At 68.7% G+C, this 15,223-nt stretch carries 15 protein-coding genes; 1 reads left to right on the top strand and 14 read right to left on the bottom strand.

Features of this window, described 5'->3' with window-relative positions; translation table 11 throughout:
- The 5 genes from AC1DMS_RS29345 to AC1DMS_RS29325 form a co-directional block, all read right to left on the bottom strand.
- The coding region (locus tag AC1DMS_RS29345; protein WP_478081094.1) for a tripartite tricarboxylate transporter permease at positions 1-222 on the bottom strand (222 nt) is incomplete at its 3' end.
- Positions 223-234: 12 nt separating this feature from the next.
- Entirely contained in the window at positions 235-723 is a 489-nt protein-coding gene (locus tag AC1DMS_RS29340) for a tripartite tricarboxylate transporter TctB family protein (protein WP_012745481.1), read from the bottom strand.
- A gap of 182 nt (positions 724-905) precedes the next feature.
- The gene (locus AC1DMS_RS29335; RefSeq protein WP_012745482.1) at positions 906-1,319 is read right to left on the bottom strand and encodes an RNA recognition motif domain-containing protein; all 414 of its coding nucleotides are present in this window, start codon (positions 1,317-1,319) and stop codon (positions 906-908) included.
- A 181-nt stretch (positions 1,320-1,500) separates the two neighbouring features.
- Positions 1,501-1,734, bottom strand: a complete 234-nt coding sequence (locus tag AC1DMS_RS29330) for a DUF3820 family protein (RefSeq protein WP_478182079.1) — start codon at positions 1,732-1,734, stop codon at positions 1,501-1,503.
- A gap of 5 nt (positions 1,735-1,739) precedes the next feature.
- A complete protein-coding gene (locus AC1DMS_RS29325; RefSeq protein ID WP_278878371.1) occupies positions 1,740-2,114 on the bottom strand; it encodes a translation initiation factor Sui1 in 375 nt (124 codons plus the stop codon).
- Positions 2,115-2,178: 64 nt separating this feature from the next.
- On the opposite strand from AC1DMS_RS29325, the gene AC1DMS_RS29320 reads away from it, so the two are divergent.
- Positions 2,179-3,453 (top strand): DEAD/DEAH box helicase, encoded by a 1,275-nt coding sequence (locus AC1DMS_RS29320; RefSeq protein WP_478182078.1) that lies wholly within the window; start codon positions 2,179-2,181, stop codon positions 3,451-3,453.
- A 24-nt stretch (positions 3,454-3,477) separates the two neighbouring features.
- On the opposite strand, the gene AC1DMS_RS29315 is transcribed toward AC1DMS_RS29320, so the two are convergent.
- From AC1DMS_RS29315 to argE, 9 genes are all read right to left on the bottom strand, one after another.
- Positions 3,478-4,230 carry a slipin family protein gene (locus tag AC1DMS_RS29315; RefSeq protein ID WP_018903909.1) on the bottom strand — a complete coding sequence of 251 codons (753 nt, stop codon included), beginning with the start codon at positions 4,228-4,230 and terminating at the stop codon, positions 3,478-3,480.
- A 90-nt stretch (positions 4,231-4,320) separates the two neighbouring features.
- Positions 4,321-5,481 (bottom strand): acyl-CoA dehydrogenase family protein, encoded by a 1,161-nt coding sequence (locus AC1DMS_RS29310; protein ID WP_278878363.1) that lies wholly within the window; start codon positions 5,479-5,481, stop codon positions 4,321-4,323.
- Between the two features lie 15 nt (positions 5,482-5,496).
- On the bottom strand, positions 5,497-6,411 hold the full coding sequence (locus AC1DMS_RS29305) for an SDR family oxidoreductase (RefSeq protein WP_478182077.1): 915 nt from the start codon (positions 6,409-6,411) through the stop codon (positions 5,497-5,499).
- 43 nt (positions 6,412-6,454) lie between these two features.
- Complete coding sequence (locus AC1DMS_RS29300; protein WP_478182076.1) at positions 6,455-8,404, bottom strand: acetyl/propionyl/methylcrotonyl-CoA carboxylase subunit alpha; 1,950 nt, start codon at positions 8,402-8,404, stop codon at positions 6,455-6,457.
- Positions 8,401-10,011 carry an acyl-CoA carboxylase subunit beta gene (locus tag AC1DMS_RS29295; RefSeq protein WP_478182075.1) on the bottom strand — a complete coding sequence of 537 codons (1,611 nt, stop codon included), beginning with the start codon at positions 10,009-10,011 and terminating at the stop codon, positions 8,401-8,403. The genes AC1DMS_RS29300 and AC1DMS_RS29295 overlap by 4 nt, the downstream gene beginning before the upstream one ends.
- Before the next feature lie 72 nt (positions 10,012-10,083).
- A complete protein-coding gene (locus tag AC1DMS_RS29290) occupies positions 10,084-10,854 on the bottom strand; it encodes an MHYT domain-containing protein (protein WP_012745491.1) in 771 nt (256 codons plus the stop codon).
- Positions 10,855-11,002: 148 nt separating this feature from the next.
- On the bottom strand, positions 11,003-12,664 hold the full coding sequence (locus tag AC1DMS_RS29285; protein ID WP_478182074.1) for a Vgb family protein: 1,662 nt from the start codon (positions 12,662-12,664) through the stop codon (positions 11,003-11,005).
- 100 nt (positions 12,665-12,764) lie between these two features.
- Positions 12,765-14,027: a DUF445 domain-containing protein gene (locus AC1DMS_RS29280; protein ID WP_418146529.1), complete on the bottom strand. Its 1,263-nt coding sequence runs from the start codon at positions 14,025-14,027 to the stop codon at positions 12,765-12,767.
- Positions 14,020-15,186 carry an acetylornithine deacetylase gene (gene argE / locus AC1DMS_RS29275; protein ID WP_478182073.1) on the bottom strand — a complete coding sequence of 389 codons (1,167 nt, stop codon included), beginning with the start codon at positions 15,184-15,186 and terminating at the stop codon, positions 14,020-14,022. Before argE ends, AC1DMS_RS29280 begins: the two co-directional genes overlap by 8 nt.
- Positions 15,187-15,223: the final 37 nt, after the last annotated feature.

Raw genomic sequence — 15,223 nt, 5'->3', positions numbered from 1 at the left:
GCCGTACTGCGCGCCGTAGTAGATGCCGGCCAGCATGATCAGCGCCGACACGGGCGGCAGCGCGTAGGTGGCGGGCAGCAGCATCGCGATGGTCGCGACCGGGCCGATGCCCGGCAGCACGCCGATCAGGGTGCCCAGGATGCAGCCGAGCAGGCAATACAGCAGGTTGGTGAAGGTGAAGGCAACGCCGAAACCGATGGAAAGGTTGTGGATCAGGTCCATGATGCGTGCTCCTCAGCCCGAAATGAAAGTGGGCCAGACCTGGATCTGGAGCTTGAGCGCCCAGATGAAGGCCACGTAGCTGCCGGCCGCCAGGATGGTGGACAGCACCAGCACGTCGCGCAGCTTGAAATGTTCACCGGCCATGCTCGAGATGATGGTGAGCGCGTAGATCGCGACGATCATTCCCATGGCGGGCAGGCCGATGCTCGGCAGGCCCCCCAGCAGCACGCCGAACGCGAGGTTGGCGCCGAGCACGAAGGCCAGCGGCTTCCAGGCCCACTTGCCGATCTTGTCGCCGTCGGCGGTTTCGACCACCAGCGCCTGGAACATGATGAATGCGCCCAGGATGGCCAGCAGGATGCCCAGCATGAGCGGGAAGTAACCGGGCCCCATGCGGGCACCGTCGCCGATGTTGTAGGTGGTGGCGCCGATGCCGAAGGCGCCCCCCACGGCTGTGAACATGACTCCTGAAAAGAAGTCAGCCTGACTCTTGATGCGCATTGTCTCGACCCTCTTGATTGGAGGGGTGAGGGTCGTCGCCCGCGGCTGACCGCTGGCTGACCTGCGCGGTAGGGACTAATGCGTACGAGGGTTCTCCCGCTCTGGAAAGAGGAGCGGTGCGGAAACGAAAAAAGCTCCCGAAGGAGCTTTTTTTACTTGAGAGCGAGGTCTCGGGGGAGGGCTTAGTAGCCGCCGCGACCACCGCCGCCGCCGCCGCCGTAGCCGCCGCCACCACCGCTGCGGCCACCGCCGCCACCACCGTAGCCGCCGCCGCCACCACCACCGCCGTAACCACCACCGCCGCCGCCGCCGTAGCCGCCGCCACCACCGGTACGGGGGGGACGAGCTTCCATCGGACGTGCTTCGTTCACGGTCAGGGCGCGGCCCTGGAGCGAATGGCCGTTCATGGCTTCGACGGCAGCCAGCGCTTCAGCGTCGGTGCCCATTTCCACGAAACCGAAGCCCTTGGAGCGGCCGGTGTCGCGTTCCATCATGACCTTGGCGCTGACGATCGAGCCGAACTCGCCGAAAGCCTGTTCCAGGTCGTTGTCACGCACAGAGTAGGCGAGGTTGCCTACGTAGAGTTTCTTGCCCATTGAGGGACTCCTAATTCAAACCAACAAGACAAAGCGATGGAGTCCCAGAATCACAACAAACAAATGCGCTGTGGCGCGAAACTGACCGATCACCGAATTACGTGCACGGGAGACAAGCTCACAGACACGTAGGCCGGATTATCAAGCCGTTCCGGAAAAAGCGTATCAAAATCCGCGCTTATTACGAAACATCACGTCCTGAGGGGCGGTTTCGCAACGGTTGCAGCAGACCGGAGAGGCCGTTGGGGTCTATTTCATGCATCAAATGAAGCAGCCGGCCAATTTCGCCCGAGGGAAAACCCTCGCGTGCGAACCAATTCAGGTAATTTCCGGGCAAATCGGCAATCAGCGTACCCTTGTGCTTGCCAAAGGGCATTTCGAGCGTGACGAGGCGCTGCAGGTCTTCGGGTTTCATTGAATTCAGCCTCCTGCGCGTTTGACGGTGTGGCCCTGCTTCGAGAGCGCGGCGATCACCAGCTCGCGGTGGTCGCCCTGGATTTCGATCAGGCCGTCCTTCACCGTGCCGCCCGAGCCGCAGGCCGTCTTGAGCTGCTTGCCCAGCGCCGCGAGCGCCGCCGCATCGAGCGCCAGGCCCTTGACCACGGTCACGCCCTTGCCCTTGCGGCCCTTGGTCTCGTGCGATACACGCACAATGCCGTCGGTGGCCGGCGCGCGCGCCTTGATCTGCTTGCAGCGGCACTGCGCCATCGGCGCGCCGCAATCGGGGCACATGCGGCCGCCCGCCTCGGTGGAGTACACCAGGGCGCTGGCCGGATTGCTTTTCATCGTTGCCATTCGATCGATCTCTTCGTCTTCTTCACTTCTTCACTGTCCCCGGTTCATCCCTCTGTCTGCTCACATGCCATTCGACTCACTGGGCCTGGCCCCCGCGCTCGTGCAGGCTGCCGCCGAAAGCGGCTACGCCGCGCCGACCGCCATCCAGGCTGCGGCCATTCCCGCCATTCTGCAAGGCCGCGACGTGCGGGGCTCGGCGCAGACCGGTTCCGGCAAGACCGCCGCATTTTCCCTCCCGCTGCTGCAGCGCCTGGCTGCCGAACCGGCACAGGCGCCGCGGCACATGCGCGCGCTGGTGCTCGTGCCCACGCGCGAACTCGCGGCCCAGGTCGGCGAGACCCTGCGCAGCCTCGCGCAGCACCTGCCCGAGCGGCTCAAGATCGCGATCGCCTTCGGCGGCGTGTCGATCAACCCGCAGATGATGAGCCTGCGCGGCGGCGCCGACATCATGGTGGCCACGCCGGGCCGACTGCTCGACCTGGTGGAGCACAACGCGCTGAAGCTCGGCGCCGTGTCCATGCTGGTGCTCGACGAGGCCGACCGCCTGTTCGACCTCGGCTTTGCCGAGGAGCTGGGCCGCATCCTCGCGCTGCTGCCGGCGCAGCGCCAGAACCTGCTGTTCTCGGCCACCTTCCCGCCCGCCATCCAGGCGCTGGCCGACGGCACGCTGCAAAACCCCGCGGTGATCGACGTGCAGGGCGAGCCCGGCACCGAGCCCGCCATCGTGCAGCGCGTGATCGAGGTCGATGCGAACCGCCGCACGCAGCTGCTGCGCCACCTGCTGAAGGAAAACGAGTGGGACCGCGTGCTGGTCTTCGTCGCCACCCAGCATGCGGCGCAGACCGTGGCCGAGAAGCTCTACAAGAACGGCGTCTACGCGGTGCCCTTCCACGGCGACATTGCGCAGGGCACGCGCACCGGCATCCTTGCGCAGTTCAAGGAGAGCCGCTGGGACGTGGTGATTGCGACCGACCTGGCCGCGCGCGGCATCGACATTGCGCAGCTGCCGGTGGTCATCAACTACGACCTGCCGCGCTCGCCCACCGACTACATCCACCGCATCGGCCGCACGGGCCGCGCCGGCGAAAGCGGCCTGGCCATCAGCTTCGTGAGCGCGGCCACCGAGGCGCACTTCCGCCTGATCGAGAAGCGCCAGGGCCTCAGCCTGCCGCGCGAGCGCATCGAAGGCTTCGAGCCCACCGAGGCGCCCGTGCCGATGGCCGATGCCTCGGGCACCGGCGGCATCAAGGGCAAGCGGCCGAGCAAGAAGGACAAGCTGCGCGCGGCGAATGCGCTGGCTGCCGCGCAGCACGATGCGGGTGAAAAGAAGAACGGCTGACTCGCGCCGTTCATCGGCTGCGCGCTACGCGGGCTTGCGCAGGAAGTTCGCGAGCAGCTCCACCGGCAGCGGGAAGACGATGGTGGTGTTCTTGTCCGCGCCGATCACCGTCAGCGTTTCCAGGTAGCGCAGCTGGATCGCCTGCGGCTCCTGCGCCAGCACGCGCGCGGCCTGGAACAGCTTCTCGGAGGCCTGAAGCTCGCCTTCGGCATGGATCACCTTGGCACGCCGCTCGCGTTCCGCCTCGGCCTGCCGCGCGATGGCGCGGATCATCGATTCGGTAAGGTCGATCTGCTTGATCTCCACGTTGGAGACCTTGATGCCCCACGAAGCCGTCTGCACGTCGAGCGACTCGCGCACATCCAGGTTGAGTTTTTCCCGCTCCGCCAGCATGTCGTCCAGCTGGTGCTTGCCGAGCACCGAGCGCAGCGTGGTCTGCGCCAGCTGGCTGGTCGCGTTGAAGAAATCCCTGACTTCGATGATGGCCTTTTCGGCATCGACGATGCGGAAGTAGACGACCGCGCTGACCTTCACCGACACGTTGTCGCGCGAGATCACGTCCTGGGTCGGAACCTCGAGCACCACGGTGCGCAGGTCGACCCGCACGACCTGCTGGATGGCGGGAACCACGATCACCAGCCCGGGCCCCGCGACCCTGGAGAAGCGGCCCAGGGTGAACACGATGCCGCGCTCGTATTCGCGAAAGATCCAGATGGCCGAAAAAAGCAGCACCACCAGCAAGACAAGCAAGACGGTGCCGATGCCGAAAGTGAACATGGTGGTCTCCCGCGACCCAGCGACAGCGCTGGACTGTTGGACCGCCGGTGCGCGCGGGCGTTCCGGCCGAGGCCGGAAAAGATCGCAGCTTCAGCCGCGCGGCGGACGCTTGGCGATGCCCATCGTCTTGGCGAGGATGCCCAGCATCACTTCGTCGGCGCCGCCGCCGATGGAGCCGAGCCGCCCGTCGCGGTACAGCCGCGAGACGCGGTTCTCCAGCGTGAAGCCCATGCCGCCCCAGAACTGCAGGCAGGTGTCGGCCACCTGGCGCGTGAGCCGGCCGGTCTTGAGCTTGGCCATCGAGGCCAGCTCGAGCACGTCCTGGCCCTGAACGTGCAGGTCGCAGGCGCGGTAGGCGAGGGCGCGCAGCGCTTCCACCTCGGTCTTGAGTTCCGCCAGCTTGAACTGCACCCACTGCTGGTCGGCCAGCGTGGCGCCGAACATCTGGCGCTGCTGCGCCCATTCGATGGTCTGAGCGATGCAGTCTTCCATCGGTTCGAGCGAGCTCGCGGCGGCCCACAGGCGCTCTTCCTGGAACTGCTGCATCTGGTAGACGAAGCCCTGGCCCTCCTCGCCGATGCGAAAGCGCTGCGGCACGCGCACGTTGTCGAAATGGATGAGGCCCGTGTCGCTCGAATGCATGCCGATCTTGCGGATCTTCTTCGCCTTCTCGATGCCGGGGCTGTCCATCGGCACCATCACGAGCGACTTGTTGCGGTGCACCGGGCCATCGCTGGTGTTGACCAGCATGCACATCCAGTCGGCCTGCAGGCTGTTGGTGATCCACATCTTCTGGCCGCTGATGAGGTAGTCGGCGCCGTCCTTGCGTGCGTGGCTCTTGAGGCCCGCCACGTCGCTGCCCGCGCCGGGCTCGCTCACGCCGATGCAGCCGACGGTGTCGCCCGCGATGGCGGGCGCGAGGAACTCGCGGCGCAGTTCGTCGCTGCCGAAGCGCGCGAGCGCGGGCGTGCACATGTCGGTTTGCACGCCAATGGCCATCGGCACGCCGCCGCAGCTCACATGGCCGAGCGCCTCGGCCATGGCCATCGCATACGAATAGTCGAGCCCGGCGCCGCCGAAGGCCTCGGGCTTGTTGAGGCCCAGCATGCCCAGCTTGCCGAGCTTCCTGAAGACCTCGTGCGCGGGAAAGATCTCGGCCTCTTCCCATTCGTCCACATGCGGATTGATCTCGCTGTCGATGAAGCGGCGCAGCGTCTTCTGGATCTCGAGGTGCTCGTGGGTGTACTGCATTGCGGTGGTCTCCAATCAGTCGTTTGCTTCGCCGCCGTCCCGGAACACGCGCGGCGTCTCGGCCAAGTGAAAGCCGCCGAAGGGCCGCACGGCGGTGCGCTGCCGCACCTGCGCATCGGGCAGTTCCATCGGCCAGCCCATGCGCACCTGCGGCCGCGCGCCGTCCACGCGCAGCACGCTGCCGCTGATGAAGCTCGCCGCCGGGCTCAGCAGGAAGGCGATGGCGGCGGAGGTCTCGGCCTCGTTGCCGAAGCGGCCCGCGGGCACGGTGTCACGCATCGCGCGCAGCATCTCGCCGGCCTCGGGCGGGTAGTGGTCCATGCCGCTCGACGCGATGTAGCCCGGCGCCACGGCGTTCACGCGCACGCCGTTCGCGGCCCATTCGAGCGCGGCGGTCTCGGTGAAGCTCACCATGCCCGCGCGCGCCGCGCCGCTGTGGCCCATGTGAGGCATCGAGCCCCACATGTCGGCCACGATGTTGACGATGGCGCCGCCGTGCGCCTGCATGCTCTGCACGAAGCACTCGCGCGCCACCAGGAAGCCGCCCGTGAGGTTGGTGTGGATCACCGCCTCCCAGCCCTTGGCCGAGATGGCCGCGAGCGGCGTGAGGTACTGGCCGCCCGCGTTGTTGACGAGGCCGTCGATGCGGCCGTGCGCTGCAACGATCTCGGCGACGGCGGCGCGCACCGCTTCTTCCTGCCGGATGTCGAAGGCCTGGATGCTGGCCTTGCCGCCCGCATCGGCGATCTCGGCCTGCACCTGCTGCAGCTTGTCGGCGTTGCGGCCGGCCAGCACCACCTGCGCGCCCAGCGATGCAAGCTCGTGCGCCGTGCAGCGGCCGATGCCCGAGCCGCCGCCCGTGACGAGGATCACCTGCCTGGCGAACAGGCCGGGCGAGAACACGGAGCGATAGCGCGAAGAGTCGTTCATGCGTGAGGCTTCCGCAAAGGCTGGCGAGCTGAAGTGTGCGCCGTCATGCGTCGGCGATCTCGGCCACCACGTGCCGCGCGGCCACCTGCGCGCCCACCGCCACATGCAATGCGGCGACGCGGCCCGCGCGCGGCGCGCAGTGCACATGTTCCATCTTCATCGCCTCGAGCGTGGCGATCGGCTGGCCGGCAGCGACGGCCTCGCCTTCGGCCACCAGCAGCGCGATGACGCGGCCGTTCATCGAGGCGCGCAGCAGGCCGTCGCCGCCCGCCGCGTCGGCGCGCGGCACGGCGGCATGCGTGAGGTCCTGCAGGCCGAAGGCCCGGCCATGGAAATGGAGCCACAGGCGCGTCGCGGATTCGCGCACCGCCAAGGCCCGCTCCGAGACGCCATCGCAGGAGAAGCGCAAGGCGCCGTCGCCGGTCAGCGAAAGCAGCTCGATCGGTACCGGCGCGGCCGCATCGAGCGCGACATCGAAGCCGCCCGCGCCCCGCGGCATCACGCGGGCGGCGTGCACCTGGCCGTCGAGCGAAAAGCGCAGCGCGTTGGGCAGCGTGTGCGCGAGCGGCGAGGGCCATCCGCGTTCGCCCAGCTGGAGCAGCAGCGCCGCGAGCCATGCGGTGCGGCGCGCCATGGCGGGGTCGATTGCCAGCAAGGCCCCGGCGTGTTCGGCAATGAACGCCGTCGTCGCCGAACCGCCGGCAAACACCGGATGCGTCAGCGCGCACTGAAGGAAGCGCTGGTTGGTCGCCAGGCCCAGCGCCACCGTGTCCTGCAGCCCCGCGACCAGCCGGCGCCTGGCTTCCTCGCGCGTGCGGCCGTGGGCCACGAGCTTGGCGATCATCGAATCGTAGAAGGGCGGCACCGCGGCGCCGTCCCGCAGCGCATGCTCGATGCGCAATGCCGGCGAAGGCCGCCATGCGGCGAGCGTGCCGCTCTGCGGCATGAAGCCCTGCTGCGGATCTTCGGCGCACAACCGCACCTCGATCGCATGGCCGCTCAGGCGCACGTCCTGCTGTGCAAGCGGCAGCACCTCGCCCGCCGCCACGCGCAGCTGCAGCTCGACCAGGTCGAGACCTGTCACGGCCTCGGTCACCGGATGCTCCACCTGCAGCCGCGTGTTCATTTCCATGAACCAGTACTGCCCGTCGGCATCGAGCAGGAATTCGAGCGTGCCCGCGCCCTCGTAGCCGATGGCCCTTGCCGCCGCCACGGCCGTGGCGCCCATGCGTTCGCGCAAGGACTCGGAGACGGCAGGCGAGGGCGATTCCTCGATCAGCTTCTGGTGCCGGCGCTGCACCGAGCAGTCGCGCTCGCCAAGATGGATGGCGTTGCCATGCCGGTCGGCGAACACCTGGATCTCGATGTGGCGCGGCGCGGCGATGGCGCGCTCCAGGATCACCGCCCTGTCGCCGAAGGCATGGAGCGCCTCGGACTGCGCGCTCTGCAGCAGCTCGGCAAAGGCCTCGGCCGATGGCGCGAGCCGCATGCCGCGCCCGCCGCCGCCGGCCGTGGCCTTGATCATCACGGGCCAGCCGATGCGCGCGGCTTCGGCAGCGAGCGTGGCCGTGCGCTGGTCTTCGCCCTGGTAGCCGGGAATGCAGGGCACGCCGGCGGCCTGCATCAGCCGCTTCGCCGCGGCCTTGTCGCCCATGGCGCGGATGGCCTCGGGCGAGGGGCCGATGAAGACGAGGCCCGCATCGCAGCAGGCCTGTGCGAAGTCTGCGTTCTCGGCGAGGAAGCCGTAACCCGGGTGGACCGCTTGCGCGCCGCTGGCACGCGCGGCCTGGACGATCGCGGCGATGTCCAGGTAGCTCTGCGCGGGCAGCGGCCCGCCGATGCACACGGACTGGTCGGCCTGCCGCACATGCTCCGCATCGGCATCGGCGCTCGAATACACGGCGACCGTGCGGCAGCCCATGGCGCGCGCCGTGCGCATCACGCGCACTGCAATTTCGCCGCGGTTGGCGATGAGGATCTTGTGGAAGCTCATGGCCGCGCCACCGAGAACTGCATGGCCTGCGGCGCGCGCGCATCGCCGTCGCGGCACACCGACAGCACTTCGGCCAGCACCGCGCGCGTGTCGCGCGGGTCGATCACGCCGTCGTCGAGCAGCAGCGCGCTGGTGGTGAAGACGCTGGTCTGCCGCTCGAAGCGCTCGATGATCTGCCGCCGCATGGCGTCGATCTTCGCGCGGTCGACGGAGCCTTTTCGCACCATGCCCGCCTCCATCACCATGGCCATGGTCTGCGCCGCCTGCTCGCCGCCCATCACCGCGGTGCGCGCGTTGGGCCATGAGAAGCAGAAGCGCGGCGCGAAGCCGCGGCCGCACATGCCGTAGTTGCCGGCGCCGTAGGAAGCACCGCAGTGCAGCGTGACCTGCGGCACGGTGGCGCTGGTCACGGCCTGGATCATCTTGGCGCCGTGCTTGATGATGCCGGCCTCCTCGTGCGCGCGGCCCACCATGTAGCCCGTGATGTTCTGCAAATACACGATGGGCGTGCGCGACTGGCAGCAGGCCTGGATGAAGTGCGTGGCCTTGGTGGCGCCGTCGGAGTCGATGGGCCCGTTGTTGGTGACGACGCCCACCGCATGGCCTTCGAGCCGCATGTGGCCGCACAGCGTGGCGCTGCCATAGTGCGCGCTGAATTCGAGGAACTCGGAGCCGTCGGCAAGGCGCGCGATCACCTCGCGCATGTCCACCGGCCGCCGGCCGTCGCTGGGCATGATGCCCAGCAGTTCCTCGGCCGCGTAGAGCGGCGGCGCGAACTTGCGCGCTTGCTCGTCGCGCACCCAGTCGATGCCGCCGAGGATCGCGCGCGCGATGCGGATGGCGTCGCGGTCGTCCTCGGCCAGGTAGTCGCCCAGGCCCGAGACGTGCGTGTGCATCACGGCGCCGCCCAGTTCTTCTTCGGTGGCGATTTCGCCGGTGGCGGCCTTCAGCAGCGGCGGGCCGGCCAGGAAGGCACGCGTGCGGTCGCGCACCATCACGATGTAGTCCGAAAGGCCCGTCTGGTAGGCGCCCCCCGCGGTCGAGGAGCCGTGCGTCACCGTCACCACCGGCAGGCCCGCGGCGGAGAGCCGCGCCAGGTTGCGGAAGATGCCGCCGCCGCGCACGAAGTCCTGCACGCGGTACTGCATGAGATTGGCGCCCGCGCTTTCCACCAGCTGCACGTAGGGCAGCTTGTTCTCCAGCGCGATCTCCTGCACGCGCAGCTGCTTGTCCAGCCCCATGGGCTGCAGCGCGCCGGCGTCGATGCCCGAGTCGGAGGCGCTGACCATGCAGCGCACGCCCGCGACCCGGCCGATGCCCGCGATCACGCCGCCGCCCGGCACGCTTTGCGCGAGGTCTTCGTTGTCGTGCCCGAGCCCCGCGAGCGAGGCCAGCGGCAGGAAGGGCGCGCCGGTGTCCAGCAGCAGCGCGAGCCGCTCGCGCGGCAACAGCTGGCCGCGCCGGGCAAAGCGCTCGGCCGAGGCGTTCGATGCGGCGGCCGCGCGGGCCTCGTGCGCGCGCACCTGCCCGAGCAGCGCCAGCATGCCGGCGCGATGGGCCTGGAAGGATTCGCTGGCCGCGTTCAGCCGGGATTCGATGGCGGGCATGGAGGAGTCAGTGCAGATCGCTTTCGCTCTGCACCGACTCTAGGACGCTGATGCGCGCCCGGCTTGCGCCAATTAGCTGGTGCGGGCGCGCTGTGCGGTGGGCGCGTCCAGGCTGCTGCCTGTGATCACCCAGTAGATGAAGATCAGCACCGCGCCGGCCGTGCCGAACACCGACAGGCCCATGTAGTTGCCGCCGATGGCCAGCGCGTCGGTGGGCGCGGCCGCGATGCAGATCATGCTGGCCGCGCTCATGCCCACGTAGTGCATGGTGCAGACGGCCACGCCCATCACGGCGGCTGCCGCGATCTGGTGGCTCAGCCGGCGCAGGTTGAAGGCCAGCCACAGGGCTGCGCCGGCGGCGGTGATGGCAATGGCCACCGACAGCGCCACGACGGTGGGGTCGAAGTCCATCGAGGCGCGCATGTTCATTGCGAACATGCCCATGTAGTGCATCACGCACACGCCCAGCCCCGCGAGCAGGCTTCCGGCCAGCCAGCCGGCCCGGCTGAACTTGCGCCGCCCGCCCGCCATGTACAGCGCAATGCCCGAGATCAGGATGGCCGCGACCAGCGAGACGACCGTCAGCGGCACGTTGTACGAAATGCCCACCGGCAGGCGGTACGCCAGCATGCCGATGAAGTGCATCGACCAGATGCCGATGCCGCCCAGCGCGACCGCGGCGCAGGCGACGACCGCGAGGTTGGGTTTGCCGTCGGCGCCGACCATGCGCCCCGCGCAGATCAGCGCCACCAGGGAGCCCGCGAACGAGATGAGGAACGAGAGCGCCACCAGCCCCAGCGAATACTCGGGCGACAGCAATTGGCCAACGACGAGGGGAGTCATGTCTTTTCTTCTCCTGGTAAGGAACGGCTCGCCGCCGCCGGCCACCTGGCCGGCCGAAGATGTAACGAGACGTCCGCCCAGGAGTCTGTAATAGTTGTTTTTAAAAGTAAACCCAATTTCATGGGATTTACTCCCATTTTTATGGGGCTCAATTTTTCGGGCGAATCCGGTAGATCGCGTTGTTCCGGTCGGCCGCCATGTAGATGCTCCCGTCGCTGCCGACCGCGACCCCGGTGACCACGTAGGGCGGCGGCAGGCCCGGTCCCGCAGCCAGCCCGATCGGCAGGTTTTCCGCCACGGTGCGGCGCGAGCCATTGGCCGGATCGATCTCCACCAGCCGGCGCGCGGCGCTCTCGGCCACGATGAAGCTGCCCCAGGGCGTCTCGGCCACGCCTTCGGGCAGCGCCAGGCCTTCGGCAATCGCACGCAGCGGGGCGCTGGCGTCGAGCGGGATGCGGGTCAGCTTGCCCGCGGCTTCGGTGACGTAGAGCGCGCCGTCGCGGCCGACGATCATCTGCACCGGGCCGCCCAGCCCGCTGGCGAGCACTTGCTTCTCTGCAAAATGAGGACCGCTCGCGCGGGTGATGCTGCCGGTGGCGATCTCGGCATAGATCACGCTGCCGTCGGCCATGGGAATGGCATCGAACGGCGCCTTCAGGCCGTGGATGATTTCGACGGTTCGCAGCGTCTGGCGGTCCACCAGCTGCACGGTGCCCGTGAACCACGAGGTCAGCGCGAAGCGCGTGCCCGACAGGCCGATGGCGAACGGATAGTCGAGCTCCGGATCGCGCTGCATGCGGAACACGTCGCGCACTTCGCCCGTGCGCACGTCCACCTGCCGGAAGCCGAACACATCGGCCACCCAGAGCGTGCGGCCTTCGATCTTGAGCCCCGCGGGCGTCGCGAGCTTGCCACTGGTGAGCGTGCGCAGCACGCCGGTGGCGGGGTCGAAGGACTGCACTTCGTTGTTGGCCATGTTCGACACGTAGATCGTGCCGTCGGGGGCGATGGCCAGGTTGTCGAGCGACGGGCGCAGCTGCTTCGCGACGGTCTTGCGGCCCGTGGCAAGGTCCACCTTGACCAGCTCGCCGCTGCGCGCATCGACCACCCAGAGGTTGCCCTTGCCATCGAGGTTGGCGGCGGCCGGGATCTTGAAACCGTCGGCGATGACGGTCATGGCGCCGTTGGTTGGGTCAATCTTCACGACCTGGCCCTTGAACCAAAGCGGCCCGTAGAGCATGCCGTCGGGGCCGACCTCGAAGCCGTTGAAGCCGCCCATGTCCTTCTTGATGAGCCGCGGCGGCTTCTGGCCCATGCGGTCGATTTCCCAGAGCGCGTCGCCCAGGAACACCTGCGAGGCGTAGAGCTTGCCGCTGCTGCGGTCGAAGTCCAGCGAGTTGAGGCCGGGCAGGTCCTTGGCGAGCACGCGCATCGGCGCGCCGTCGCTTTCGCGGTAGCGCAGCATGCCCATGAGGTAGTTGGTCCATGCCAGCTCGCCCTTGGGGCCGACCGCGATGTCGTCGGCCTGGCCCTCGGGCGCATCGATCAGGACCTTGGCCGCGCCGGTGCTGCGGTCGACCTCCCACAGCGTATTGCCGAGCACCGAGCCCGCGAGCAGGCGGCCCTTCTGGTCGATGGCCAGGCCGTGCACACCCGCGAACGAGGACGGCGCGACCAGCACTTCGGGCTCGGACCACGCGGCGGGGCGGGTGGGCGGTGGCGACGGCGGCGGCGCGATGCCGGCGCAGGCGGCCAGCAGGGCGAGGATGGCGATGAGTGCGGCGGCGCGGATGAACGGGCGGCAGGGCATGTCTTCTCTCCTTCTTTTGGATGCGCGCGAGCAGTCTAGAAGGAAGGAGGGGCGGCGGGCCAGTCGCTCCCGCGACATGCGGCCTTCCGGCCACGCCGGCTCAACCGCGCAGAAGCTGCGTCGCCGTGTGGATCGAGAGCCCCACCAGCCCGCCCACCAGCGTGCCGTTGATGCGGATGAACTGCAGGTCGCGCCCGATGTGGCGCTCCAGCTCGCTGGTCATCTCGCTGGCGTTCCAGTCGGCGACGCGCTCCTCGATGTAGCGGCGGATGTCCTCGCGGTAGCGCTCGATGGCCAGCGGCGCGGCCGCCTCGATCTGCTCGTTGATCCAGCGGCGGATCGGCTCGTCGGCCTGCAGCCGCGTGCCGAGCGCGCCGGCCATCGCTGCGATGCGCTGGCGGATGGTGGAGTCGCCGCGGCCCAGGTCGTCGTGCAGCCAGGCCAGCAGCTCGCCCCAGATGCCGTGCAGGTAGTCGCCGAGCGCGGGATGCGCGATCAGCTCGGCGCGGATCTGCTCGCCGCGCTGCTGGAACTCGGGGTCGAGCTTGAGCCGCACCACGAAGTCGTCGACGAAGTGGTCGAAGCGCCGGCGCATCGGATGCTCGGGCTCGGCCGCGAGCTCGGCGATGGTGCGCGCCACGGCCGCCACGATCTTGCGCGTGGCGAGCTTGGCCGCCACCTGGTCCAGGCCCACGTAGCGCAGCGTCTTGATCTCGCGCGCAATGGCTTCGGTGATGTGCGCCTGCACCTCCTCGCCTTCGAGCAGGCCAGCCACCTGCTGCAGCACGTCGTCCAGCAGCGCCTGGTGGCGCCCGCCCGCCGTGAGCGCGTCCAGCGCCTGGCCCATCAGCCGCGAGAGGTCGATCTTCTGCAGGCCGGCCGCGGCGGCGCGGCCCATGAAGGCGCGCACGCGCTCGTCGTCGAAGGCCGCAAGCCCGTAGCGGGTGGCCGCCACGCCCCATTCGCCGAGCTTCTGGCCGCTCGCGGGCCGCGCCAGCCAGTCGGCGATGCGACCGGCCGCGTCGAACTCGCGCAGCTTGGCGAGCACCTGCCCGGTGCCGAGGAAGTTGTTGCAGATGAAGCCGGCCAGCTTGGCGCCGATGCGGTCCTTGTTGCTCGGGATGATCGCGGTGTGCGGGATCGGCAGGCCCAGCGGATGGCGGAACAGCGCCACCACCGCGAACCAGTCGGCAATGGCGCCGACCATCGCGGCTTCGGCAAAGGCCGCCGCGTAGCCCCAGGCCGGATGCTCGCCGTCCAGCGCACTGGCCAGCGCATAGAGCAGCGCCGCCGCGCACAGCAGGCCGAGCGCGACGCGCTTCATGCGCTGCAGCGCGCCGCTGCCGTGGCTGTCTTCAGCCAATGGTCGGCGTGGCAGCAAGGCGCTGCATGAACAGTTCGCAGCGCGCCAGCTGCTCCAGGCTCACGAACTCGTCGGGCTGGTGCGCCTGCTCGATGCTGCCCGGGCCGCACACCACGGTGGGGATGCCGGCGTTCTTGAACAGGCCCGCCTCGGTGCCGAAAGCCACCAGCGTGGTGCGCTCCTCGCCCGCGAGGCGCTGGGCCAGCTGCGTGACGGCGTCGCCGGCCGCGCCCAGGAAGCTCGGGATCTCGCAGATGGTCTCGAAGCGGAAGCCCGCATCGGGCGCCACCTTCTTCATCGACGCCTCGAGGCTGCCGGCATAGGAGACGACCTCGTCCTGCATCTTCTTGGCGTCGGCGGTCGGCAGGTCGCGGAATTCGTAGCGGAACTCGGCGTCGCGCGGCACCACGTTGTCGGCGATGCCGCCGTGGAACTGGCCCACGCTCGCGGTGCTGAAGGGCACGTCGAAGCCCTCGTAGCGCGGCTCGCTGCGCTCGAAGCCTTCGGCCATGTCGCGCACCTTGCCGACCACGCGCGCGGCCATCTCGATGGCATTGACCGACTTGGGCGTGAGCGAGGAATGCGCCTCCTTGCCGCGCACGCAGCAGCGGTAGCGGTACACGCCCTTGTGCGCGATGGCCGGCACCATGCTGGTGGGCTCGCCCACGATGCAGGCGAGCGGCTTGATGCCGGCGTCGCGCATGTCGGCGATGAGTTCCTTCACGCCGAAGCAGCCGATCTCTTCCTCGTAGCTGAAGGCAAAGTGCACCGCGAAGGGCGAGTCGCTTTCGAGGAAGCGCCGGGCATTGGACAGCGCGATGGCGATGAAGCTCTTCATGTCGGCCGAGCCGCGGCCGTAGAGGCGTTCGTTCTGCACCGCGGCGGAGAGCGGATCGACGCTCCAGTCCTGCCCGTCCCACGGCACCGTGTCGGTGTGGCCCGAGATGATCACTCCGGCCGGCTTGCCTTCGCCGAGGGTGGCGAACAGGTTGGCCTTGGTGCGCTCGGCGTTGTAGGTGATGCGGCTCTTCACGCCCAGCGCGGCCAGGTGGCTTTGCGCGAGGTCGATCAGCTGGAGGTTGCTGTTTTCGCTGACGGTGTTCATGCGCACCAGCGTCTGGGCCAGCGCGAGGCTCTGGGGGGAAAGCGTAGGGGACATGCAACACATTGTCCAAGAAGTCGGCGCCGCGCGCCCG

The sequence above is a fragment of the Variovorax sp. 05T418 genome (genome assembly GCF_056396385.1).
The sequence above is the reverse complement of the archived record's forward strand: the minus strand, read 5'-3'. Positions and strand labels throughout refer to the sequence as shown.